Source organism: Streptomyces sp. GESEQ-35, assembly GCF_017948485.1.
In the GTDB taxonomy this organism is placed as follows: domain Bacteria; phylum Actinomycetota; class Actinomycetes; order Streptomycetales; family Streptomycetaceae; genus Streptomyces.
This window is the reverse complement of the sequence record NZ_JAFFSX010000018.1, coordinates 17366-40677: the sequence shown is the minus strand read 5'-3', so window position 1 is coordinate 40677 and position 23312 is coordinate 17366. Positions and strand designations below refer to the sequence as shown.

The 23312-nt window shown below is 69.6% G+C and carries 21 protein-coding genes and 2 pseudogenes; 11 read left to right on the top strand and 12 right to left on the bottom strand.

Translation table 11 applies throughout. The features are described 5' to 3' along the window. Positions 1-204: 204 nt before the first annotated feature. Complete coding sequence (locus KCH87_RS29735; RefSeq protein WP_210589386.1) at positions 205-801, bottom strand: hypothetical protein; 597 nt, start codon at positions 799-801, stop codon at positions 205-207. Positions 802-1133: 332 nt separating this feature from the next. Here KCH87_RS29735 and KCH87_RS29730 point away from each other — a divergent pair, with 332 nt between their 5' ends. Together KCH87_RS29730 and KCH87_RS29725 are read left to right on the top strand one after the other, a co-directional pair. Beyond that, positions 1134-3461: a glycosyltransferase gene (locus KCH87_RS29730; protein WP_210589385.1), complete on the top strand. Its 2328-nt coding sequence runs from the start codon at positions 1134-1136 to the stop codon at positions 3459-3461. Further along, the gene (locus KCH87_RS29725; protein WP_210589384.1) at positions 3458-4675 is read left to right on the top strand and encodes an acyltransferase; all 1218 of its coding nucleotides are present in this window, start codon (positions 3458-3460) and stop codon (positions 4673-4675) included. The genes KCH87_RS29730 and KCH87_RS29725 overlap by 4 nt, the downstream gene beginning before the upstream one ends. On the opposite strand, the gene KCH87_RS29720 is transcribed toward KCH87_RS29725, so the two are convergent. Then, a complete protein-coding gene (locus tag KCH87_RS29720; RefSeq protein WP_210589663.1) occupies positions 4672-5760 on the bottom strand; it encodes a MerR family transcriptional regulator in 1089 nt (362 codons plus the stop codon). The genes KCH87_RS29725 and KCH87_RS29720 overlap by 4 nt on opposite strands. Before the next feature lie 134 nt (positions 5761-5894). Here KCH87_RS29720 and KCH87_RS29715 point away from each other — a divergent pair, with 134 nt between their 5' ends. The 5 genes and pseudogenes from KCH87_RS29715 (at position 5895) to KCH87_RS29695 (ending at position 9028) form a co-directional block, all read left to right on the top strand. Further along, entirely contained in the window at positions 5895-6767 is an 873-nt protein-coding gene (locus KCH87_RS29715) for a RimK family alpha-L-glutamate ligase (protein WP_210589383.1), read from the top strand. An 18-nt stretch (positions 6768-6785) separates the two neighbouring features. Beyond that, positions 6786-6929: pseudogene (locus KCH87_RS29710) on the top strand (IS5/IS1182 family transposase); the annotation flags it as partial. 4 nt (positions 6930-6933) lie between these two features. Then, positions 6934-7563 carry a DUF4291 domain-containing protein gene (locus KCH87_RS29705; RefSeq protein ID WP_210589382.1) on the top strand — a complete coding sequence of 210 codons (630 nt, stop codon included), beginning with the start codon at positions 6934-6936 and terminating at the stop codon, positions 7561-7563. Positions 7564-7689: 126 nt separating this feature from the next. Continuing rightward, entirely contained in the window at positions 7690-8166 is a 477-nt protein-coding gene (locus tag KCH87_RS29700; RefSeq protein ID WP_210589381.1) for a hypothetical protein, read from the top strand. A 328-nt stretch (positions 8167-8494) separates the two neighbouring features. Next, entirely contained in the window at positions 8495-9028 is a 534-nt protein-coding gene (locus KCH87_RS29695) for an NUDIX hydrolase (protein ID WP_210589380.1), read from the top strand. On the opposite strand, the pseudogene KCH87_RS29690 reads toward KCH87_RS29695, so the two are convergent. Further along, a pseudogene (locus KCH87_RS29690) lies at positions 9006-10296 on the bottom strand (helix-turn-helix domain-containing protein). The gene KCH87_RS29695 and the pseudogene KCH87_RS29690 sit on opposite strands and share 23 nt — an antisense overlap. 113 nt (positions 10297-10409) lie before the next feature. Between KCH87_RS29690 and KCH87_RS29685 the strand changes: the two are divergent. The 3 genes from KCH87_RS29685 to KCH87_RS29675 all read left to right on the top strand — a co-directional run bounded on the left by KCH87_RS29685 (position 10410) and on the right by KCH87_RS29675 (position 12247). Beyond that, the gene (locus tag KCH87_RS29685; protein ID WP_210589379.1) at positions 10410-10652 is read left to right on the top strand and encodes a hypothetical protein; all 243 of its coding nucleotides are present in this window, start codon (positions 10410-10412) and stop codon (positions 10650-10652) included. 242 nt (positions 10653-10894) lie between these two features. Next, positions 10895-11338, top strand: coding sequence for a hypothetical protein (locus KCH87_RS29680; protein WP_210589661.1), 444 nt, complete (start codon positions 10895-10897; stop codon positions 11336-11338). A gap of 72 nt (positions 11339-11410) precedes the next feature. Beyond that, entirely contained in the window at positions 11411-12247 is an 837-nt protein-coding gene (locus KCH87_RS29675) for a protein kinase (protein WP_210589378.1), read from the top strand. A gap of 48 nt (positions 12248-12295) precedes the next feature. Here KCH87_RS29675 and KCH87_RS29670 read toward each other — a convergent pair whose 3' ends face one another. Then, a complete protein-coding gene (locus KCH87_RS29670; RefSeq protein WP_210589377.1) occupies positions 12296-12661 on the bottom strand; it encodes a hypothetical protein in 366 nt (121 codons plus the stop codon). A 113-nt stretch (positions 12662-12774) separates the two neighbouring features. On the opposite strand from KCH87_RS29670, the gene KCH87_RS29665 reads away from it, so the two are divergent. Beyond that, positions 12775-13371, top strand: a complete 597-nt coding sequence (locus KCH87_RS29665; protein ID WP_210589376.1) for a GNAT family N-acetyltransferase — start codon at positions 12775-12777, stop codon at positions 13369-13371. Here KCH87_RS29665 and KCH87_RS29660 read toward each other — a convergent pair. The 8 genes from KCH87_RS29660 to KCH87_RS29625 are packed head-to-tail and all read right to left on the bottom strand — an operon-like array spanning position 13325 to position 23238. Further along, positions 13325-13921 carry a hypothetical protein gene (locus tag KCH87_RS29660; RefSeq protein WP_210589375.1) on the bottom strand — a complete coding sequence of 199 codons (597 nt, stop codon included), beginning with the start codon at positions 13919-13921 and terminating at the stop codon, positions 13325-13327. The genes KCH87_RS29665 and KCH87_RS29660 overlap by 47 nt on opposite strands. Beyond that, positions 13809-14732, bottom strand: a complete 924-nt coding sequence (locus KCH87_RS29655) for an FkbM family methyltransferase (protein WP_210589374.1) — start codon at positions 14730-14732, stop codon at positions 13809-13811. The genes KCH87_RS29660 and KCH87_RS29655 overlap by 113 nt, the downstream gene beginning before the upstream one ends. Further along, complete coding sequence (locus KCH87_RS29650; protein WP_210589373.1) at positions 14729-14956, bottom strand: Trm112 family protein; 228 nt, start codon at positions 14954-14956, stop codon at positions 14729-14731. Before KCH87_RS29650 ends, KCH87_RS29655 begins: the two co-directional genes overlap by 4 nt. Then, positions 14953-15873, bottom strand: coding sequence for a hypothetical protein (locus KCH87_RS29645; RefSeq protein WP_210589658.1), 921 nt, complete (start codon positions 15871-15873; stop codon positions 14953-14955). The genes KCH87_RS29650 and KCH87_RS29645 overlap by 4 nt, the downstream gene beginning before the upstream one ends. Positions 15874-15888: 15 nt before the next feature. Beyond that, complete coding sequence (locus KCH87_RS29640; protein WP_210589372.1) at positions 15889-16623, bottom strand: bifunctional 2-polyprenyl-6-hydroxyphenol methylase/3-demethylubiquinol 3-O-methyltransferase UbiG; 735 nt, start codon at positions 16621-16623, stop codon at positions 15889-15891. Beyond that, positions 16620-18149 carry a condensation protein gene (locus KCH87_RS29635; protein WP_210589371.1) on the bottom strand — a complete coding sequence of 510 codons (1530 nt, stop codon included), beginning with the start codon at positions 18147-18149 and terminating at the stop codon, positions 16620-16622. The genes KCH87_RS29640 and KCH87_RS29635 overlap by 4 nt, the downstream gene beginning before the upstream one ends. Further along, positions 18146-22516 carry an alpha-(1->3)-arabinofuranosyltransferase family protein gene (locus KCH87_RS29630; protein ID WP_210589370.1) on the bottom strand — a complete coding sequence of 1457 codons (4371 nt, stop codon included), beginning with the start codon at positions 22514-22516 and terminating at the stop codon, positions 18146-18148. The genes KCH87_RS29635 and KCH87_RS29630 overlap by 4 nt, the downstream gene beginning before the upstream one ends. After that, positions 22513-23238 carry a bifunctional 2-polyprenyl-6-hydroxyphenol methylase/3-demethylubiquinol 3-O-methyltransferase UbiG gene (locus KCH87_RS29625; protein ID WP_210589369.1) on the bottom strand — a complete coding sequence of 242 codons (726 nt, stop codon included), beginning with the start codon at positions 23236-23238 and terminating at the stop codon, positions 22513-22515. Before KCH87_RS29625 ends, KCH87_RS29630 begins: the two co-directional genes overlap by 4 nt. Positions 23239-23312 lie beyond the last annotated feature (74 nt).

Here is a 23312-nt window from a genome sequence, read left to right as displayed (position 1 = left end):
ACGCCAAATGAGCTCTATGGAACGGGGTTTAAATGAGCAAGCTCAAAAGCAGGCTGGCGGCAGAAATAGAGGGAACCTGGTGCGACAGCCTATCGGCGGGCGATCGGTCGACAGGTCAGGGCAGGTATTCCACACCCTGGGCATGCGAATCTGACGCATTTGATCGCCCGCCGAAATTAGTTCAAAGTGACAGCCCCTGAGGGGTCACAGGAACTCCGTGCACACGCGGTCCTTCTTGCCCTTGTTCCGGACACAGCCCATGACCGGGATGTCCGCGGAGAGCAGCGGCGTGTGGAAGGCGTTGATCACGTTCGACGATCCGTCGCGCCGGTACTTTTCCGGGACGGACTCAATGTTGTACGTGCCGTCGACAGTCCCCCACTTACGGTGCTTGTCGTCGTCGTGTCCTTCGGGAGCCATGTAGAAAGTCACGAGAGCCTCCCCTTCCGTGAGTACGACCCACTTCGCATGGCACGCCTCTGACCGGAACACCTGCACCGTCCCGACGCCCTTCTTGGTGGCGGACTCACCGAGCGGCTCCATATCCCGTCCGCACCCCTGCGCGAACGGATCCGAATTGACCGGCTTGACGCCGGGGGAGCCCTCGGTCGGCACCGACTTCGCGTCGTCTCCTCCGCTGACCCCCACGGTGATGGCAGCTACGGCGATGCTGGCCGCGGCAGCGATCAGGGCGACCACGACGGTCGGATCGAATCGTCTCCGGTGCCGGATCGGAGGCTCCTGGCCTGGAGGCTCCTCGGTGTCGGAGGTGGTGGTGGACGGCGTCGCCGGATCTCCCATGGGGCCCCTCGCGGTCGGAGACTCTCGCGCTGCTCCGAGACTCTGACACGTGGGCGACGAGCAGTTTCGGCGAGTGCAGGGACGTTCGCCGTTTGGTGTGACTGTGCTCGCTGCACCTTGACCTGCCCTGAAACCGTGCCGCGAACGTCTCGTCTCCGCAATTTGGGCATGAACGTGACATGGAAGCGTTACGCCGCTGAAGGAGCGGTGTCACAGGGGTGGTTGAGGCTGGTGGATCGCACAACCATCACACAACACACACCGCACAACACATACCGCACACCACAAATAAGGTCCTCCCCCCACAATCCGAACAGGATGGGACCCCATACATGCACACCCAACTGAGGCGCGCACCCGCGCCCCGGGACGCTGTGACCTGCCCTCCGACGGAGGCGGCCGGACGTGTTCTCACGGTCGGTACCCCCGGCCCGAGGCGCGAACGGCTCACCCGCACCCTCGAATCGACCGGCTACGAAGTCGTCCACGCCCTGCCCGGCGAGGTGAACCGGCAGTTCCGCCAGGTCCCGCCGGACGCGATCGTCGCGCTCGACGAGCACGCCCGGGGCGTCGATGTCGTCCGGGAGATCCGTACCGCCCCCGAGGGACAGACCGTCCCACTGCTCATGGTCACCGACGGCAGCCAACCGGCCGCTGTGGCCGACCTGTTGAGCCACGGCGCCGACGACTGCGTACAGGACGCGTCCGACCCGGTGGAGCTGTCCGCGCGCATCACCGCCAAGCTCAACCGCGTCCCGGTCCCCGTCGAACGGCTGGCCCTGGACCCGCGTACAGGCCTGTACTCCGCGCCCCACTTCCGCGCCGAACTCGACCGTGAACTCCGCCGCCCGGTCACCGGCCGGCGCGCCGGGGTCCTCGCCGTCGTCCAGGTCGCCGAAATGGCCACGCTGGAGGAGCGGTTCGGGCCGCGGGTCCGGCAGGAGGTGGCCGAGCGGCTGGCGCAGGTCGTCGAGCGGCTCGGCGGCGGCTGCGACCGGCTCGGCCGGGACGAGGACGGGCGGCTGCTCGTCCTGATGCCGGCCCTCGACGAGGAGACGGCCCGGCGCCGGCTGCACCAGTTCGCGACCACCGCGGCGGGCACCCGGTTCGTCGTCGCCGACGAGAACGTACGGCTGACCCCTGCCGTCGGCTGGGTCCCGCTGGCCGATCAGAACGGCGAAGCCGGTCATGTCACGGCCCAGTCCGTCGCCGCGGTCGCCGAGGCGCTGCGCCACCGGGACCTGCGGCCCGTCCGCTACGAACCGTGGATGCGGGCCAGCACCACCCACCGGCGCGGACGCCGTCCTCGTATACGGCCGGTACTGCTCGCGACGTCCCCCCTGCTCGCCCTGCTGCTCGGCATCGGCGCCCCCTTCCTGCTCTACGAGCAGGCGTACGACGTGCTCGGCTGGGACATCGCCGGAGCCGTGTACTGGGTGGTGGTGGCCGGGTTGCTGCTGTCGGCGGCGCTGATCATCCTGGAGTGCCTGTTCTCGCTCGACGCGCCGGCGCGACCCGCCGAGCCCGCGCAGCCGTACCCGCCCGCGAGCGCCGTGATCGCCGCGTATCTGCCGAACGAGGCGGCGACGATCGTCGACACCGTCGAGTCTTTCCTGAGCCTCGACTATCCGAACGACCTGGAGATCGTCCTCGCGTACAACACACCGCACCCGCTGCCGGTCGAGGACACCCTGCGGGCCGTCGCCGCCCGTGACCCGCGCCTGGTCCTGCTCCAGGTGCCGGGCAGCACCTCCAAGGCGCAGAACATCAATGCCGCCGTCACCCAGGTACGCGGCGAGTTCGTCGGGATCTTCGACGCGGACCACCACCCGGCGCCGGACGCTTTCCGTCATGCCTGGGACTGGCTGTCAGCCGGCTATGACGTCGTCCAGGGCCACTGTGTGATCCGCAACGGCGACGGCTCCTGGGTGGCGCGGCAGGTCGCGGCCGAGTTCGAGGCGATCTACGCGGTCAGCCATCCCGGCCGGGCCCGGATGTACGGCTTCGGCATCTTCGGCGGCTCCAACGGTTTCTGGCGCACCGATGTCCTCGCCCGCACGCGGATGCACGGCTCGATGCTGACCGAGGACATCGACTCGACGCTACGCGCGTTGACCCAGGGCGCGCGGATCGCCGTGGACCGGACGCTGATTTCCCGGGAGTTGGCGCCGACGACCCTGCGCCCGCTGTGGAACCAGCGCTCTCGCTGGGCGCAGGGCTGGCTCCAGGTGTCGCTCAGGCATCTGTGGCGGGCGCTGCGCTCGGACGCCTTCACCGCCCGCCAGAAAACGGGCCTGTTCGTGCTGCTCGGCTGGCGCGAGGTGCAGCCCTGGCTGACCCTTCAGATCCCGGCGATCCTGCTGCATTCCGTGTGGCGTGCGGGCGGTGTGGACCGGATCGACTGGGCGGTGCCCACCTGCCTGCTCGCCGCCGCGTTCACCGTGTCGGCCGGCGCGGTGCAGGCGGCGTTCGCGTGGCGGCTCGCCGTGCCCGAACTGCGGGTCCGCCGCGGCTGGTTCTGGCGCTACGTGCTGGTGTCCACCGTCTTCTACACCCATTTCAAGAACATGGTGGCCCGCGAGTCGCACCTCAAGGAGCTGCTGGGCGACCGCCGTTGGCGGGTCACGCCGCGCGCGGTGGCGAAGGCGGTGGCCCGATGACGGTAATGACAGCACCGCCTACTGAGGCGCGCCCCACTCGCAAGCGCACCCGCACCCAGGAACTCCAGGGCGTCCGCGGCCTGGCCGCCCTCAGCACCGTCGCCTTCCACGTCTGGCAGCAGTACTACGTGTACGACGCGACAGGCGGCCATCCCCCCGTAGAGAACCCCCACTTGGCCGCACTGCTCTCCCTGGAGGTCATCGACCTCTTCTTCGTGATGTCGGCGTACCTGCTCACGCTCCCGTACGCGCGCGCCGCGATCGACGGCGAGGGCACCGTCCGCACGGGCCGGGACTTCCTGTTCCGGCGGGCGATCCGGATCCTGCCGGTGTACGTGGTGGCGGTGCTGGTCGTCTGGGCGAGCCGCAATCCGACTCTGCCCGGCGACTGGCGCGACCTGCTCGAACACCTCACGTTCACGCACATCTTCGACCGCGAGCGGATCTTCTACACCCTGGGACCCACGTGGTCCCTGTCCCTGGAGATCAGCTTCTACCTGGTCCTGATCGCCCTGGGCCCGGTGGTGATCCGCGCCTGCCGCCGCCTGACCACCCGCCGGGCCCGCATCACGGCCTGCGCGGCGGGCTGCGCGGCCCTCTACGCTCTCCCGTTGGCGTGGATCTCCGTAGCTCACTACACCCTCGGCATCCCGCACACCGACTGGCCCGTCTACTTCGGCCCGCAGGCCCGCTTCGGCGGCTTCGCGGCCGGCATGGGCCTGGCGGTGCTGCTGGTCGCCCTGGGGGACCGCGGACGACTGGGCGTACGGACGGCAACCGTGCTGGCGGCGACGGCGGCGACGGCCCTCTACGGGCTGTCGTACACCGCCCATGCCACCGGCCCGGAGGGCTTCTGGCGCACGTACTACCACCCGATGGCGGCCGTGCTGTGGTTCGTGTTGCTGCACGCCATCCTCCACAACAGCGTCCAACCGCGCTGGCAAGGCGCCCTCCGGGCCCGCTGGCTCACCGCCGTCGGCCTGATCAGCTACAGCCTCTACATCTGGCACGAACCGGTCATGCTCTTCCTCTACGACACCGGCCTGCTCCCCTCCGAAGGGTCCCGGCCGGGCTTCGCCCTGGCCGTCGTGATCGTCACGGCCATGGCCCTGCTCACCGCGACGGTGAGCTACTGGGTGGTGGAGTACCCGGGCAGCCTGCTGGCCCGGGCCCGGGACCGACGCGGCAGCCCCCGGGACTTCTACTCGTCCTAGCCCCGCCCCGACCGCTCCCCGGCCCGGACGACGTCAGCCACGACACAGCTGACGTTGTCCGGGCCTCCCGCGTCGTTCGCGGCGCCGACCAGGGCCCGCACCGCGGCGTCCGGATCCGGGACGGAAACGAGGAGCTGCCGTACGCGGTCCTCGGGAACGACCGCCGACAGGCCGTCCGAGCACAGGAGATAGCGGTCACCGGGGCGGGTCTCGTACAGACGCAGGTCCGGAGCGGCCGCCGGTGTGCCGCTCCCCAGAGCCTTCGTCAGCAGCGCCCGCTGTGGATGGGACGCCGCCTCCTCCGGCGTGAGCCGGCCCTCGTCGATCATCGACTGGACCATGGTGTGGTCGTGGGTGATCCGGAAGAGGCCGCCGTCCCGCAGCAGATACGCGCGGCTGTCGCCGATGTGGACCAGGGCCAGCTGAGAGCCCGTCCACAGCACGGCGGTGAGCGTGGTCCCGGCCTCCTCGCCGCCGGACGCGACGTCCCGGACCGCCTCGGTCGCCCCCTGCACCGCATCCTCCAGCAGATTGAGGACGCTGCCCGCCGGCACCTCCTCCGTGTCCAGGACCTTCAGTGCCTGCACGGCGGCGCTGCTCGCGGGCGCCCCCGCCGGCCCGTAGCCGTCGGCCACGGCGAGCAGCCGCGCCCCCGCGTACGCGGTGTCCTGGTTGACGGGGCGTACGAGCCCGGTGTCCGAGTGGGCGGAGTAACGCAGTTCCAGCATGGTGATGCCCCTTTCCGATACGTCCGATACGACGGACAGCTGATCGACGAGGAACACGGCGAGATCACGCCGGGCCGCCGTCTCGGCCTCGACGCCGGCCCAGTAGGCACGGATCTCCCGAGCGGCGGCAGCGGACTCGAGGCCGCACACCGCACGGATCCGGGCCAACGGCATCCCCAGCCGCCGCAGCCACGCCACCAGCCGCGCCTGCTCCAACTGGCCTGGCGCGTAGTACCGGTAGCCGGTGTCGGGGTCGACGCGCGCGGGCCGCAGCAGGTCCAGCTCGTCGTACAGCCGCAGTGCCTTGGGCGTCAGCCGGGACGCCGTGGCGAAGGCGCCGATCGTCAACAGATCCATCCGATCCATCCGTGAGCTCCTCCGGTTCCGCCACTGATGCTGGGGCTTCCCCGAAGGTGAAGGTCAAATGGGTTGTCGCGGTTGCGGGAGCGGTGGTTACCCTTCGGACAGCCGTACGAGAATGGAGTCCCGCAGTGCCCCGAGTCGCCCTCGTCACCTACGACCCCCGACCGGCGCCCAGCAGGGACGCCGACCTCCCCGTACTGCTGCGGGCGCTGCGCGAGGCAGGTGCCGAGGCGGAGGCCGTGTACTGGGACGACCCCGAGGCCGACTGGGCCGCCTACGACCTCGCCGTCATCCGGTCGACCTGGGACTACAGCTGGCGGGCGGACGAATTCCTGGTGTGGGCGCAGAAGTGCGCGGCGCTCACGCGGCTGGCGAATCCGGTCGAGGTCGTGCGGTGGAACACCGACAAGCGGTACCTCGGGGATCTCGCGGCGGCCGGGGTGCCCGTCGTGCCGACGCGGTATCTCGCCCCCGGTGACACCGCCGACCTCCCGGCCGACCACGAGTACGTCATCAAGCCCACCTCCGGCGCCGGCGCCCGCTACGCCGCCCGCTACACGCCCGACGACCACGACACAGCCGTACGTCATCTTGCGCGCATGCACGCCGAGGGGCTCACGGCGATGGTCCAGCCGTATCTGACCGGCATAGACGTCAGCGGTGAGCGCGCCCTCCAGTTCTTCGGCGGCCACTTCCTGCACGCCAGCCGCAAGGGCGCGGTCCTGACGCCGGGCACGGCGTACGACGCCGCCAAGGTCGCCCATCCGGACCTTCAGCCCTGGACCCCGACCCCGGCCGAACTCTCCGTCGCAGAGCGGGCGTTGGCCGCCGTGCCGGAGGGGGACGACGTGCTGTACGCGCGGGTGGACCTGGTGGACGGCCCCGATGGCGAACCGTGCGTGATGGAGCTGGAGCTGGTCGAGCCGAACCTGTTCCTGTTCCTGCATCCGGGGTCGGTGCCGCCGGTCAGGGACGCGATCCTGGCGGCGGCTGCTCGCTGACGGCTGTCAGTTCAGGGAGTCTTCGAACGTACGGTGGCGTGGTCGTCGGGATGCCGACGACTGCACCGCCGCTACGAGCGCAAGGCGGAACACTTCCTGGCCTTCGCCGGCATCGCCGCCGCTCTGAGCTGCTACCGGAGGCTCGGCCGGATGCTCAGGTAATTCGATGGCGCGCATCGAACAGGTTCCGCACGCTGTCACCGTGGCAGAACTCAAGCACCAGATCCGCGCCCGCTACACCGACTCCACGATCATCGTCTACCAGGCATATAAACCAGAGATCGGCCTGCCCGCAGCCCAGGAGGGCCGCTTCCCGGCGACCTGGAAGCGAGATCGGATGACGTGGATCAAGCCGTCCTTCCTGTGGATGATGTACCGCTGTGGATGGGGGACCAAGGAGGGTCAGGAAGCCGTCCTCGCAGTCGAGATCACCCGCGAAGGCTTCGAGTGGGCGCTGCAGCACGCGTGTCTGTCCCACTACGAGCGCGGGCTGCACTCCGACCGAGCCACCTGGAAACGGCAGTTGAAGCGGGCCCCGGCTCGAGTTCAATGGGACCCCGAGCGCGATATGCATCTGCAGCCCCTTCACTACCGCTCGCTGCAGCTCGGGCTCGTCGGCGAAGCCGCACACCGCTACGCAGATGAGTGGACGCTCTCCATCACCGACATAACCGCCCTCGCGCACGAGATCCACGGGCATGTGCGGGACGGCGACCTGGAAGTCGCCCAGCAGCTTCTTCCACAAGAACTCCCCTACCCCATGCCCGACGGACTCTTGGATCACCTGCACCAATGAGTGCAGTCACCAGTTGAGACGTCCTGTTACCCATTGAGACTCCGCCGCCCCCGTCAGAGCCGCCTGACCACCCAAGCGCTGGGGATGCGCCTGTTGGCCACTGTGTTCTGCTCGTATGTTGACCGAGTGGAATGGTTGACCTTGATCAGCACGTTGAGTGGCGGCGTGCTCGGTGTGGGCTCGACACTGGTCGTCGAAGCTGTTCGCGCCAGGCGAGAGCGAGGGCACCATCGTGTAGAACTGCAACGCACGGCGTGCGTCCGGTATCTGACTGCGCTCACCGAGACCGAGGCTGCGCTACAGGCGCTCGCGCTGAGTCGTTCGACACCCATCGCGAACGCCGAAGTAGTCGAAGCTTTTCGCTCACGCCATGTGATGGCAGCACGATATGAGCTGTTCCTGGTGGCGCCACCAAGCGTGTACAGCGCTGCGCACGAGGCCTACGACCGGCTGAGGGCTATGCGAGTAGCCATAGCCACGACCAACGTCGTCGTGGGTGACGAGTCCGCAGACTGGCGGGCCATCCATGTCCCGTACGACGACGCGTTCCGCCGACTCCGTGTTGTCATGCGCGAATCGTTGAACCCTGGTTTCAGGCTCTGACGCGAGACATCCCACGATGACTTGTGTACAGCAGTGCAAAGCGTACGTCGAACGATGGCTTGACTCGGTCATTGAGACTCCGCCGCTCTGTGCCGCCGTCTATCCCGTAACTCGAGCCAGCAAAAGATCTTTCTTGCTAATCCCGGCGCAAACCCGAGCCGGCATCTCTGCCTGAAATGCAGGAAGGAGACCTGTTGCATCGTTTACGTCCCTGGTATCCAGGGTCACGCGTCGGGTATCTCGTCAAGGTGACGCGAAAAGGGCCGAACGTGCGCCCACCGCCGGATCGGTCTGAGATCCTGGAGGCCGATCGAGAGGGGCCGCAGGTATGGAGTGGAAGACCCACGGTGAGCGACAGATCTACACCAACAAGTGGGTGAATCTGTGTCTCGTCGACGTCCAACAGCCGGACGGGCGCAGGTGGGAGTACCACGTCGTGCGCCTCCGCCACTTGGCCGTGGCCGCCGTGGTCAATGATCGTCAAGAGGTCCTGATGATGTGGCGGCATCGCTTCATCACGGACTCGTGGGCCTGGGAGTTGCCCATGGGTCTGGTCGAGGAGGGCGAGACCCCCGAAGAGGCTGTGGCCCGCGAAGTCCTGGAAGAGACCGGCTGGCGTCCTGGCCCCATCAAACCCCTCATCTACGCCGAGCCCGCCAACGGGATCACCGACTCGCAGCACCACGTCTTCCGCATCGATGGCGCCACTTACACCGGTCCGCCCACGGAGAAGAACGAGTCCGACCGCATCGAGTGGATCCCGCTCTCGGAGGTGCGGGGAATGATCGACCGCCGCGAGGTCGTGAGCAGTGGGTCGCTCGTGGGTCTTCTCTACCTGCTCATGGACGAAGCGATCCGCTGACCGGTGGGAGGAGTTCCCGTAGCCGCGCCTCGAAGGCCAGGGCTACGGGCTCATGCCTGTGTGGGGCCAACTGGTCGTAGAACTCCCGGAGATGGCCTGACACTCGCTCGGAGGCCACTGCCGACGCGGGCACCAGCGCTTGGGTGGCGGTATGACACGCCTGGTCAAGCTTGCCCTGGTCCAGTTGCGTGCGAGCCAGCCAGAACGAGTGAAACGCCCGGCCGCGCTGGTTGGTCTGGTTCTCCCGTCGCAGAGCATCCGCGATCAAAGGCTCTGCGGTCGTTGCTTCGCCCAGTCGACCATGAGCAATGCCTGTGTCCACGATGAGCTTCGGCTCGTCGAAGTAGGACACCCATGAGGGGTCCGGATCGATCGCGCGGATCTCCTCGAAGTGGCCGTGCGCTTCCCCGATCGCCCGGTGAGTGGAGTCCCGGTTCCCGAGGGTGGCGTGAGCGAAGGCTTCACGCATGGACAGCATGGACAGGACGCGCGAAGTGGTGCCGAAGGCTGAGCGGGCCTGGTCCTGGGCGGCGGTCACGAGTGCCAGGGAATCCGCGGGCTTGTCCTGGTAGGTCGCTTGCAAACTCATGCAGGCCAGGACGTTGGCCATGAACTGGCGGTCGTCGATTTCCTTGGCCAGTTGCAGTGCCTCGGTGAAGTACGCGCGGGCTTGGTTGTACTGGCGGGCGTCGAAGTACGTCCAGCCGGTGAGGCGTGCCAGTTCGGCGGCGATTCCGTAGAGGCCGTTCTGGATGGACGGTGGCCGGCCTCAGAGCCTCGCCGCCGTGCTGGTCGTCCCGTCGCCAATAGTCCTCGATGGCGGAGCGGAAGGCTTCAAGTGTCGCTGCGCTGAGGTTCGTTCGGGTGGCCAAGGCCAAAATGCTGTCGACATCGGGACCCGGCAGAGACGCAGGGGTCTGCTGCTCGGGCTCCGGCACTTGCGGTACTTCGCGTTCGGCGACGGCAATGGCCTCAGGCGTCTCCCAAGACCGGCGGGCAAGCCCGAGCATGTGTCCGGGGATCCGCAAGCCGTCCGCGATGCGCTCGATCACGTCCATGTGGAGTAACTGGCGTTGCCCAGCGATCACTTCGCCGACTCGGCTGGGCGTCAGATCGCATCGTCTGGCGATCATCGAAGGGTAGATGCCCGCCCGGGTCTTCACCAGTCGGAAGACTCTGGCGAAGTCCCGTACTCGACACGCGTTGATCATCTCGGGATCGGTGAGCAACCTGGCGGGTAGTTCCTGCGGCCGGTCGGCGTCGGGCATGGGCAAGCTCCCACAGTGCGAGGGCTACGCAACGTCGCGGACTCTCTACTTGCCGCGATGTTACCCACGTTGGGTAATCAACCTGACCTTTTGGAGACGGCTCCCGGATCGCGATGCTCCTGTTCATGGCGAGTAACCAACAGACCAGGCCAGGTATCGGTGAACTGGCGAAGGACCGGGCCAGGGGACGTATTGGCGTCGTCATGGATGAGGCCGGCGGACGTGTGCAGATAAGGCCAATCCGTGGCGGCGTGGAGTGGGACGCCGTGCCGGACAACGTCGTCGCGCTCAGCGCTCGGGAAGAACTGAGTGCGCGTCTGGCCGTCAAGAACGGCAACAGCCAGGTCGGGCTGTGATGTGTGGCGTCGGCCGATACGCGGGGGGCCTGCTCAACATCGCCATCAGTGGATCGTACGGCCTGGCGATCGGCATGTTCCTCGGCATCAGCCACTAAACCGGCCGCCCCGAGGGCGCCAATTCCCCAACTCCCCGCCCCCGTTCGGGGCGGCTATCCAAGCCCGCCACCTGATCGTCCGTGAACTCGGAGATCCGCGCGGGCGGCAGGTCCCACGTACCGCCTCAGCGAAGGAGATTGCACATAACGGCAACGGCGAACGATCAGAAGACCGGTCGCGCGCTAGCTGGTGAGGAGTTGTTCGAGAGCCTCGCCCACTTCGTGGTCGCGCACAACGGGCAATCGCCCGAGCGTGCCGAGCGAATCGCGGACCAGGCGGTTGCCTTCGTGGTCACCGCGGCCACCGCCTCCGTCCCCATGGTCCCGTCGGACGACGTGGACCTCGGCCTGCATGCACTCATCCTGCACACGAAGGACTACGCCGCGCTGTGCTACGAGTACGCCGGCCGTTTCCTCGACCACAATCCGAAGCCGGGCGGTGGCTCCCGAGACCCGGAAATGGTCGCCGTCTCGGCACGCACCATGAAGGCGGCCGGGTTCATGGTCTTCGATGACCTGTGGACCGTGGACGGCACGAACCTCGGGCAGCGCGACTCGGACTGCGGCCGACCGTACGGTCAGACGTAGCGCACACGACAACAGCGACGCGGTCGACCTCGATCTGTGGTCGGCCGCGCTCGCCGGGAAGGAGAAGAGACGTTGTCCGGCTCACCCCCTGAACTGCCCATCGTCGTGCTCGACGCGCTCATGCCCACGGCTCAACACCTGGTCATCAACCGTCGGGGCTCCACGGTCTGGGACGTGCAGAGCCCCCGGGGCCACTACGCCGTGAAGGTCGGCTATCCGATCGAGGCCACGGTCGACTGGCCCGCTCAGCCCTGGACCGCACTCGCGCCCGCACGCGAGGGGGCTGTGCTGCATCGCCTCGGCTTCGGTGACTTCGCGTACGGCGAGTGGGAGCGCGGGACGTGGAACTTCCAGCCCTGGCGTGAAGGGCCGGACCTGTACGCGTTGTGGCAGCCCTGCCGACAGAAGGGCTCGTCCATCGCACCGCACACCAGCGTGGCGCTGGGTTGTGTCGAAGCGTTGGCCGAACTCCACGCCAAAGGCTGGGCACATGGCGATGTACAGCCCGCCCACTTCATCATCGGGCCGGAGCGGACACATCTCATCGACCTTGCCCTTGCCCGGGGCGGCCACGTGCCCGAGGGGTACGACTTCCCATTCCGCGGCTGCCTCGTCCACTACGAAGCGCCGGAGATCGCGCGCAACGTGCTCGCCACCGGGGAAGCGGAGCCAACGCAGGAAGCCGACATCTACGCACTCGGCGCCTCGCTCCTGATCTCGGCCACGGGCTGGCGGGCCGTCGAGTATCCAGACGACGCGCCGCGCCCGGTGCAGCGAGAGGCCGTGGCAAGCGGTCGTCGTCGGCCCGTGAAGGCGCCTGGTGAGCTGGGCAAGTTGATCGACGCGATGCTCAGCCCAGCTCCCGAGGACAGGCCCACGATCTATGAGGTGGGCAAGGTCCTCAGCTGATCCCGAAGCTTCGTGCCTACACCTCGTGCCGGGACAGAAGCCGTGCGGCTACGGTTCAAGTCCGCTGACCCTGGCGATCGCCTCGACCTCGCGGCGGAGTTGTTCCCGCTCGGTGTCTCCCTGAGTGGGTTCCGTGTCCGTCGGGGTGTCGAAGTCGACGAACGTGTGTGCGCCGAGTGGGCCCAGGAGGGTCAGGAGTTGCTGCAGCTGCCTGCCGAACTCGGGGGTGAACAGTTCCTGTTCGCGTGGGGAGAGGGCGATGTCGATGTCGGTGTTGCGGTGGACCAGTGCGTCGTTCGTGCCCTTGAGGATGCGCAGCAGAAGGTCGTACGACTCGGAGTCAAGGGTGTTCTGGAGCTCGGACAGGTAGAGGGCGAACTGCTTGGTGCTCTCCAGGAATCCGTGTTCGTTCATTGAGGCATCGTGGCGGATCACCGGCTGCGATATGTGGGGTTTCTGGGGATTGGCTGTCTCTCCTCTGGCTGGCTTGACAAGAAGGGGTCCGGGCTCCGGCCAGGATGGGTCCCATGAAGTCCTCGTCTACGCTGTCCGCCACAGTGATCACCTCGGACCGACTCCGGCTGCGCAAGGCCCACGACACCGACCGCGACGGGATCATCGAGCTTCTGACCGATCCACAGGTCCGGATGTACCTCGGCGGACCGAGACCCCGGAGCGCTGTCGAGCAGTATTTCGACGCGGTCGGCACAAGCAACGTGACCAACAAGCCCGGTACGTTCGTCATCGCCGACAAGACGACCGACCGGCTCATCGGAACGCTCGTGCTCGACCGGCGCTCCGCCGACCTTCCCGGGCACGTCACCGAGGAGGGTGGGGAACTGGAACTGACGTATCTGCTACGACACAACGCCTGGGGCGCGGGGCTGGCGTTCGAGGCCGCCACGGCCGCGTTGCGTGCCGCTGCCGACGAACTGCCCGACCAGCCGGTCCTGGTCGTGACCCAGACAACCAACGAGCGTTCGCTCAAGCTCGCCGCCCGCCTTGGCTTCCAGCGCATCAGCACCTTCGAGGCATACGACGCGGAGCAAACCCTCGCCGTGACCAACCTGCACTCGTTCAGAGCCCGTCGCCGACCGCCGTCCGCTGCAACAACCCCCAAGTGAACTCGGCAACGACCTTCCGCGTCCTCCCCTCCTCATCCGGCGCCGTGAACGCCAACCCCCACCGGGTCGGAGCCGACCCCTCCAGTGGGCGGGCCGGGGGGAAGGCGTGGGCCGCCTCGTCGACCGTGCAGGACCAGGGGGTGAGGTCTTCCAGGGTTCGGAGGGTGGGGCCCTTGGCGCCCGGGGCGCGGACCAGCCACTCGTTCCACACCGCTCCGTTCGGGGCGACGAGGACCTCGAAGCGGAGGTCGGGCCAGAGGGGGAGCGGCCACTGCAAGGCCTCGCACTTCAGGTCGCCGATGGTGCGCATGACGGATGACTCGGGGGCGCCCAGGATCGAGCGGTAGCGGGAGGCTGCCGCACGGGACCGCGGGGAGTGCAGCATCGCCTGCCAACGCTTGTTCGCCTCGCGCATGTCCGCGATGGAGGCGCCCAGTTCAGTCCGTGCGTCCGCCACCAGGTCCGGATTGTGGTCGGCCATGCGGCGCAGGAGGACCAGCTGGAAGTCGAGGGGGGTAAAGGGGCCTGGGGGGCGCGTTGCGGACGGCATGCCCACCATCGTCGCTCACCACGCGACCGGCCGGACGGCGGCCGTCCGGGAGGAAGAGGACCGAGTTGACGTAGCGGGGGCGGGGACGGAAGGGGAGGACGCGGGGGAGTAGGCCTTGAGAGACCACGTGGGCAGCCTCTGCCTGGTGGGCCTCCAGGGGGAAGGAGGCCAGCGGGACCCAGGTGTCGCCGGGCAGGACCCAGCCGTCGTAGCGGAGGAGGGAGAGGTACGTGACCACCCTGGCGATCGGCTGGATGCGGGACTCCAGCTCGACGAAGAGGGCCGGGCGGTCGCGGGACAGGATGCCCGTCGCCCCGCGCAGCACCGCCAGTTCGCCGCCGTCCACGTCGATCTTGATGAAGTCGACGTTCCGTAAGCCCAGGTCGTCGAGGGCCACGCACCCGACGTCCAGCGCACGGGCGTGGATGTCGCGGCGGATGAGAGAGGACACTCCCCGGTCGCCCGCGTCGTCCGCCGGGAGCCACAGACGGGCCGTGCCGGGGCGGTCGGAGGCGGCGGCGCGGATCACGCGGACGTTCGGCGGGGTCCCGTCGGCGAGGAGACGGGCCAGGTGGGGGACCGGTTCCACCGTCACGACCTCGCGGGCGCGGCCCGCCAGGCGGTGCGTCCAGGGGCCGTACCAGCCGCCTATGTCCACCGCCGTACCGCAGTCCGGCGGGCACAGCTCACCGAGCCGGGCCAACTCCGGTTCGAAGCGCGGGTACACGGCCCGGGCGGCGGCCGCGACGAGACGGGTCGGGAGAAGGGGCGCGATGCGGGCGGCAAGGGTTCTGGGAGCGGTGGGCGTCATGGGGCCATCCGTTTGAGGAGTTCGAGGAGTTCCTCGTGTTCGTCGTCCGTGACCTGCTCACCGGACGACGGCAGCAGCTGCGGGATGCCGTCGACGATCGGGTAACGGCGGCGCAGGCGTGGGTTGTACAGCACCTCCTCGTCGTCATCGGCCGTGACCAGGTGCAGCGAGCCCTTGTCGAGCGGGCACGCCAGGATCTGGAGCAGGGGGTCGTCGGGTTTCACGGTGGTGTCAACTCCTTGGCGGCGACGGGGGGTTGGGCGGCTGCCTGCCGGTCGTGCTTGGGCATGGCCAGCAGTACGGTGATCGCCAGCGCCGTGCCCGCGAGCCGCAGTGCCAGGCGCAACGGCTCCTGCGGCAGCGCCTCGCCGAACGACAGCGTGCCGAGCACCGCCGTGTACAGACAGGTCACCGTCGTACACACCGGCACGATCAGCGAGGCCCGGCAGCGCTGGAGTGCCGCCTGCGACATGACCAGCCCGAACGCGCCGGTGAACAGCAGGAGATACGGATACGGGGAGCGGAGGAGATCGAGGACCGCCTCGCTGATCCCGCCTGCCGTCAGGTAGTTGGAGACGCCTTTGATGGCCAGCGAGCTGACGCCGTACAGCACGCCCACCGCCACGCCGTACTCGACGCCGGTCGTCGGCAGCCGGTGCCGGTGGCGGGCGCGGCGCTCGGCGGAGCCGTACAGCCAGACGCCGGCGGCGAGCGAGGGCACGCAGACGAGGAGGATCAGCGGGTACGGTGCCTCGCTGCCCACGGTGACTGTGTCCTCGCCGTCCCCCCGCAGGGACAGCACGACCATCAGCAGCGCGGCGAGGATCGCGCCGAGCGCGTACCGCTCGCGGCCGGTGGTCTCCTCGCCCAGCAGCCGGGCCGACAGCAGCACGAGCAGTACCAGGCCGGAGACGAAGATGCCCTGCGCGGCGGCGATCGGGAGCGTGCGGTAGACGACGAGCTGCGCGGCGAAACCGGCGGCGAGGGACAGCGATCCGCCGATCCACAGCGGGCTGCCGAGGACGAGCCGCAGGAGCTTCGCGGGTTCGCGCACGGTGACCTGGGGCAGGGCCGCGAGCGCCCGCTTCTCCAGGACGAATCCGGTGCTGTACAGGACGTTCGCCAACAGGGCCGCGGCCACTCCCCACCACATCGGCTACGTCCTTCGCGCGTGCAGGAGCAGGATCGAGGCGAGCGGTGCTCTGGAGCAGGCGAGCCGGTCGAGCGGTCGCAGGGGACGCGGTACGCCGTGGAAGGGGGCCCCTTTGAGTCGTACGACGTCGAAGCCTGCCGCGGTGACGTACTCGCGGAGGGCGCGGGCCGTGTAGAGCCGCAGATGCCCTACGACTTCCCGTCCCGGCCGGCCGTGGATCGCGCGCAGGCTGACCTCCGAGAAGACCGGCTGGACGCCCGCGAGGAGGAGGGCGCGGTTGTACCAGGCGGCCAGGTTCGGGGTGGACAGCATCAGATGGCCGCCCGGGCGCAGCACCCGGCGGATCTCGTCCAGGGCGGCGTCCGGGTCGACGAGGTGCTCGATCACTTCGCTGAACAGCACGGCGTCGGCTGAACCGTCCCTGAAGGGGAGGCAGTTGAGTTCGGCGCGGAGTGTGTACGGGATTCGGGCGCGGGCGCGTTTCAGGGCGTCCTGGGACCAGTCGACGCCGATGATGCGGTGACCGGGGAGGAAGGGGGCGGTGGTGGCGGCCGCTGTTCCGTCGCCGCAGCCGATGTCGAGGATCGTGCGGGTGGGTCCGGTCGGCGTCGCGGGGCCGAGGGCGGTGGCCAGGAGGCGGGCCTGGCGGAGGGTGCGGGGGGTGCCGGAGGCGACGGGGACCGCCGGGTTCTCGTAGAAGTCGCGCAGCTCGGTGCGGGGTGGGGTGGTCGTCGTCATGGGGCCACCTCCGTGGTGTGCAGATAGTGCTCGAACAGGTCGCGCAGGTGGGCGCCGTCGCCATGGCTGAGCAGGGCGCGGGACCAGCGCAGGGCCAGGTGCAGGCGGCCGTTCGTGGAGGCGGTGGTGACGGTGAGGCCGCGGGGCACCCTCGCCGGCGCCGAGAACCAGACCGCGTGCGCGCGGCCTGCCTCCTCGCCGAAGTCCAGGGCGTACGGGATGCGGCCGATGTTGCTGAGGAGCGTGGTCGAGGTCCAGGGGGCGGCCGTCCGGCGGAGGGTTCTGGTGAGGGCGGCGCGCCAGGACACGGGGGTGACAGGGGCGGTGAGGAGCGTGGCTCCGTGGCCCAGTTGGGGGCGGGGGAGGGACTTGAGGGCGCGGGTTCGGGTTGCGGTACGGCTCAGGAGCGCGGGCATGTCCGCCGGGGTCAACTCGTCCGGAGTGAAGGGGACTTCGACCAGGCGGGTGCCGTTGCCTATCGGCATGGTCGTGTCCCTGGGGCGGTCGTCCACGGGCATCGTGATGCGGAGGGGGCGGGGGTGTTCGCCGTGCTCTCTGTTCCAGTGGGTGATCATCAGGGCCGTGGTGACCATGAGCTGGTCGTTCACGGTGTAGGGGGAGCCTTTGGGGCGGTGAGGGAGGGGGAGTTCGGTGACGAGCATGCCGTTGCCGGGGGAGGGTTCGGGGGTGCCGGGCGCTACCCGCGCGGGGGGTGACCAGTTGGAGGGGGTTTCTTCGGGCTGCGGTGGGGTTTCCGTCGGACGGATGGGTGCGCTTGCCGGTGAGTTGTCCTTGCCGCCGTACAGCTCTGCGGCGGTGGCCAGGACTCGGAGGCAGGCTGGGCCGTCCAGGGCCGTGTGGTTGATGGTCAGGAACAGCACCGTGCCTGTGCTGTGACTGGCTTTGCTGCTGGGGGCGGGTGGGGTCACTTGCCGGCGCTTGCCGGGTGCCGCTGCGCCCACCCGTGCCGCCCCAGCGGCACGACTGCCCGCAGCTGCGGCGGTTTGATGGGCGCCGCCCTGGCCAGCGCGGCCGCCCGCTGCGGCGGCGGTTGGATGGACACCGTTGCCCGCAGCTGCGGCCGTTGTGCCGACAGCATCGCTCGCCTCGCTCCCCTCCACCGGCCCCGCCCCCTCCACCACCTCCAGCCGTATCGGCGGCGAGGTCGACAGTGGCGGGGCCTCGACAAGCGCACGCGTCCGTGCGTCCCGTAACGCATCCGGGCCCGGCGGCAGGAATGTCACCACGTCCACATCCGGATCCGCCGTCAGTTCCCACTCGTACCGTCGCCGGTACCACCGCCCCGCCGCCTCCCGCATGAGGATGCGGGGGTGGCGGTGCAGGGCCTCGTCGAAGGCGGCGCGGAGGCGGTCGGGGTCGAGGTGGCCGGGGAGGTGGACCTCGATGTGGACGGTCTCCGGTTCCTCCTCCTGGAGGCAGTGGCGGGCGATCTCGTCCACCACCGGGAACGGGATGCGCTCGGGAGGCCGTACGGGGCCTTCGGCGCGGTGCTCCAGCGTGGTCATGCGCGGTCCCCCCTCGGGTCGTCCTGGGGTGCCACCCTGAACTTCGGCTTGCGGAACGGGAAGCGCACGGTGGGCGGATCGGGTGCCGGGCCGCCGGGGCCCCGCGCCGAGACGGTCGGGCCGGAGTCCGGGCGGGCAGGCGGCGCCGGCTCGGCTCCGAGAGGGCTCGCGCCCCGTTGCCGTTGCGGCAGCTGCTGCGTCGGGGCTTCCGAAGTGGGCGGCCCCGCGGCCGGTGGCGGTACCGCCACCGAGTCCCGCTCCCGCATGCTCACCAGCCCCGCGAACAACCCGATCAACGCCAGGAGTTGAGCCGCAGGACCGAAGGCTCCCTCCTCCGCGCCCGCCGGCTCCCCGGCTCCCACCGCCGCCGCGATCCCCGCCCCCGCGAGGGCGGCGAACGCGATCGGGACGAGGAGCGCGTGCCGTCGGTAGGCCAGTAGTGCCAGCGCGGGCACCAGCAGCGCGAACCAGCCGGCGATCACCACGCCCACCAGCGTCAGCGCCACCGTGCCGAGCCACAGGCCGGGCGGCGGGGGCACCGGCTGCGGTTCGTCGGGGTTCGGCGCGCGCCTGCGCCACAACACCAGACACAGCAGGGCCGCCACCGCGACCCCGCTGCCGATCAGCGCGGCGTCGTACGTCGTCGCCGGTTCGTACGACAGCTTGACCGTGCCGCCCGCCCCGGCCGGGATCCGCCAGCCCTGCTGCCAGCCGTCGAGGCGCAATGCGGACAGTTCCTTGCCGTTCAGCGTCGCCTTCCAGCCGTCGTTGTAGTTCTCGTACGTCGTCAGGTACGTGGCCGCACCCGACCCCACCGTCACCTGGCGCTGGTCGCCCAGCCAGTCCCGGATCCGGAGGTTGCGGTCGGCCGACGTGGGCTCCGTGAGCGCGCCGCCGCGCGTCAGCGTCACGTCGGTCAGCGCCAGCGGCCCGGCGTCCCCGCCCTCGACCCGGTGCGTGCCGGAGGTCAGCTGCAACTCGGCGTCCGCACGCCGTTCCTGACAGAGCGTCACCTGCACGGGTCGCCGTTCCGTGAGGTCCCGTACCGTCCCGCGCACGCTCGTCTCGTAGAGCTCCCCGTCGACCGCCAGCACCGGTCCCTGTCCGCAGGGGAGCGAGAAGGGCCGGGTGGCCGCCGGTTGCGGAGTGCGGTAGGCGTCGAGGGCCGGGACGTACGCCTCCGTCAGGCCGACTGGCAGTCGCAGGTCCTCGTCGACGACCGGGTTGTGGAGGGTCAGCGGGGCCGTCGCCGTGACCGTGATGTCCAGGCGGTCCGTGGTGATCGGCGGGAAGCGGACCCAGCCGTTCTCGTCGACGCCGGCGAGGGCCGCGCCGTCCGGGGAGCTGATCTGCACCTCGGTGGGGCGGGTGGACAGGCCGCCCGCGGGGGCCAGGACCAGTTCGCCGACGGGCTGGTCGCCGTTCCAGCGGAGGTGGATCGTGGGGCGGTCGCCCGCGATCCAGGCCGTGGTGAGGTCGCCGTCGGTGAGGTTGCGCGCGGACAGGCCCGCGCCGAGCCGTGCCGTCGAGTCGGCGGTGGCCACGATGCGGTTCTGCTGCTCGGGGGCGACCTGGTACAGCAGCCGGTCGAGTTCCTCGCCCGGCACCGGCACCGCGCTCGCCGTCACCTCGTATGTCCCCGCCGTGCCCGTGGAGAAGCGGCGGTGCAGGCCCGCCTCCGTGCCCGTCGCGGAGAGGCCGGTGGGGTCGGCCGTGCGGTGCAGCGAGACGATCTCCGTGGCGGCGCTCGCGTTCTCCGCGTCCGTCGGCAGCCGCAGCATGCGCGTGACCTGCACGTCCGGCAGGGAGATCTCGGAGAAGCCCGCGCCGGTCAGACCCGTGTGCCGCGCCACGGAGTCGACGATCGTCAGCCGCAGCCAACTCGTCCCGCCCGCGGGCGCCTTGATGGTCTGCGTCATTCCGTCGGGGCGCAGGACGCTGGTCCGCACCCCCTTCTCCGTCTCCACCCGCACTCGTGTCGCCGCCGACCGCACACTGTCCTGCGGCAACGGCGTCACCTTGAACGACGACGGCATGTCGTACGACTCCGTGAACCCGATCCGCAGCCACTGCCCGTCCGCCGAGCCCGCCGCGCCCTCCGCCCAGGCGGTGTCGGGATTGCCGTCGAAGGCGTTCACCGGGTCGTACTGCGGGAGGTGGAACAGCCAGTTGCCGTACGAAGAGGCCGTGACCGAGCGGGCGCCGCGCAGTTCGGCGACCGTCTGGTGGGCGAGGCCCTCGGTCGGCAGGATCTGGTGGGGTTGCTCACCGGCGTCCTGGGCGGCGTCCGGCGCGTTGCGTTCGTCGCGGGTGTACGTGTACGAGGTGCCCGAGTTGACCAGCCCGAACCGGGTGTCCGCGCGGCGCAGTCCGTCGCCGACCACCTGCACGGACGGGGTGCCGACCCCGGGGTGGTTGTCACCGGTCAACACGGTTGCCCGGCCCCGGAGTTCGGACGCCAGCGGCAACAGCGCCTCGGGGCCGCCGGAGACCGCGGCCGTGTCGGCCACCGGCAGCAGAGCGGCCTGCCCGGGGCGCGGCACACCCTCGTCCGCCGGCGGCTGGTAGATCTCCACCGACCGCTGCCTCGGGTAGATGCCCTCGATCGCGAGCGGGGTGTCCTCGGCGATCCGGCCGCCCGTCACGACCGGGCCCAGGCCCTTCACCCGGGTATAGCCGGACTGTTCCAGGGTGCGTTTGACCGTGGTGGTCGGTACATAGCCGATCTGGTCTGGGTCGAGGTCGTTGCGGACGACGACGTAGTGGATGCCGGAGCGGCTCAAGTAGTCGGCGAGGCCCGGGACTTCGGCGCCGGACATCAGCGCCTGCTCCACGGCGTCCATTGCGCGCCGGTTGCCGGGGGTGCCCATCGGGACGTAATCCCTTTGAGCCCAACGGGATTCGGCTACGACGTCGAGGGGCTGGTCGATCGTCGAGCCCCAGGTGTGGATGCCGTGGGCGGTGGCCGGGACGACCAGGGCACGCGAGTCGGGCGAATACTCCTCCAGCCAATCGGCCGTTGCCGTCCAGTACTTGGGGATCTCCTGGAAGGAGCCCGGGTTCAGGATCGAGCCGTTGAGGTACGGCCACAGCAGCCCCGGCAGCACCAGAACCGCCGCGATGAGCGGCGCGAGACGGCGGCCGCGGACCGGGCGGGCGCCGCGCGGCTCGGCGGCCACGCCCACCAGATGGGCCAGACCGAGGACGAGCGCGAGGGCGAGGCCCGGCTGGAACTTGTAGATGTTGCGGAAGGGGGCGAGCCCGCCGTTCAGCCAGTCCTGCACCACCCCGTGGAAGGGCGCCCCGAACGCTCCGCCGTACCCGGCGAGCATGATCAGCGCCACCGTCACGACGGTCAGCACCAGCCAGCGCCGCTCCGGCAGGTCACGCCGGGCCAGTCCCGCGAGGCCGAGTCCGGCGGCGAGCGCCGAGCAGACGATCACGACGACCGAGGCCACGACGGTCCAGCCGGCGGGCAGCCAGGCCTCACCGAAGTGCAGATAGGCGACCCAGTTCCCGGCGCCGCGCAGCGCCTCCGTCGCCGCCATCGTGTCCGTCGTGGTCTGCGAAGTCTCCACGTACGGAAGGAAGTTCTCGCCGTAGAAGCCGAGCAGCAGCAGCGGGATCCACCACCAGGCGGTCGCCAGGATCACGCCGGGCACCCACCAGGCGATCAGCTTGCGCTGCCGTGGTCCGGACGGGCGGGAGAGGAGGTAGAGGCCGACCGGCAGCAGGGACGCGAGTGTCGCGGCCGCGTTGACGCCGCCCATGAAGGGGATGATCAGCACGGAGCGGAGGGCGGCGACCCGGGCCGTGTACCGCTCGTTCGTCAGCGGCAGCAGCACCCAGGGGAGAAAGGCGCCGGGCAGCGCGGCCGCCGAGGTGGAGCCGACGACGATGGTGAAGGTCGGCCACAGCGCGTACGCGGCCGCCGCAAGCAGCCGGGAGCCGCCGCTGCCGATCCGCAGCCGCTCGGCCAGCCGCAGCGCGCCCCAGAAGGCGACGGACACGATCAGCGACAGCCACAGCCGCTCCGCCAGCCACACCGGCAACTGCACCAGATCGCACAGCCAGTAGTACGGCAGCATCGGCCACAGATAGCCGACGTACTGGTCCGAGATCCCGCCGAAGGAACCCCGGTCGTGCCACAACTGGCCCAGATCGGCGAGGAACTGACCGGGATCGACGGTCACGCCGAGCTTGGTGTCGAAGGTCTGCCGCCCGGGGTGCACCGCGAGCAGCAGCACGAGAACCACGGCCCAGAACCCCAGCAGCCAGCGCCGCGACCGGGGGCCGTGCGGCGGGCCCGACGCGGTCGTGGTGGTGGGGACGGCTGCCGGAGGGGGAGCCTGGACCGTGGTCGTCATGTGGGACACCGCCGGAGGACGAGGAGAAGGTTCCAGGTGGCGACCTCACGGATGCCCGGCACTCTTACGACGGTTTCCGCGAGGAACGGCCAGTAGCGGGAGCGCGCCGAGACGACCGTGACGTCGTCCCGGGCACGGACCTGCCGCAGGGTGGAGCCGATGTGCACGGCGAACAGGTTCTCGCCGAGGGTGTGCTTGGCGGGCTTCCCGGTACGGCGCCGGTAGCGGGCGCGGGCCCGCTCCGCGCCGAAGTAGTGCCAGGGCGCCCACTCGTGACCGCCCCACGGGGACAGCCAGTTGGTGAACGACACATAGATCAGCCCACCGGGCCGCGTCACCCGCACCAGCTCACTCAGGAACGTCTGCGGATCGGCCACGTGCTCGAGCACATTCGAGGAGAACGCGACGTCCGCGACCCCGTCGTACAGCGGCAGCAGATAACCGTCCGCCATCACAGTTGAGTCGGGAGGCTTCTCGCCCAACTCCGCCACGTCGGGCTCGAAGAGAAACGCCTGCGCACCGCGCCGCCGGAACTCCTCGGTGAAGTACCCACTGCCACCGCCGACATCGACGACGGTACGCCCGGCAACAGGCCCGTCGTAGGCCTCGACCTGATCGACGGCATCCCGGGCGAGCAGCGAGTAACAGGCGACGGGATCATCCTGCTCATGAAGAAAGGCAAGGAAGAGAGCAAGGGACCGCCGAAGAGACGGATCTTCCAAACGCTCGTCCACTGGGTCGCCCCGATAGGGGCGCGGGGAACTGCGCGACAAGCCACGACGGCGCCGCAGCCGCG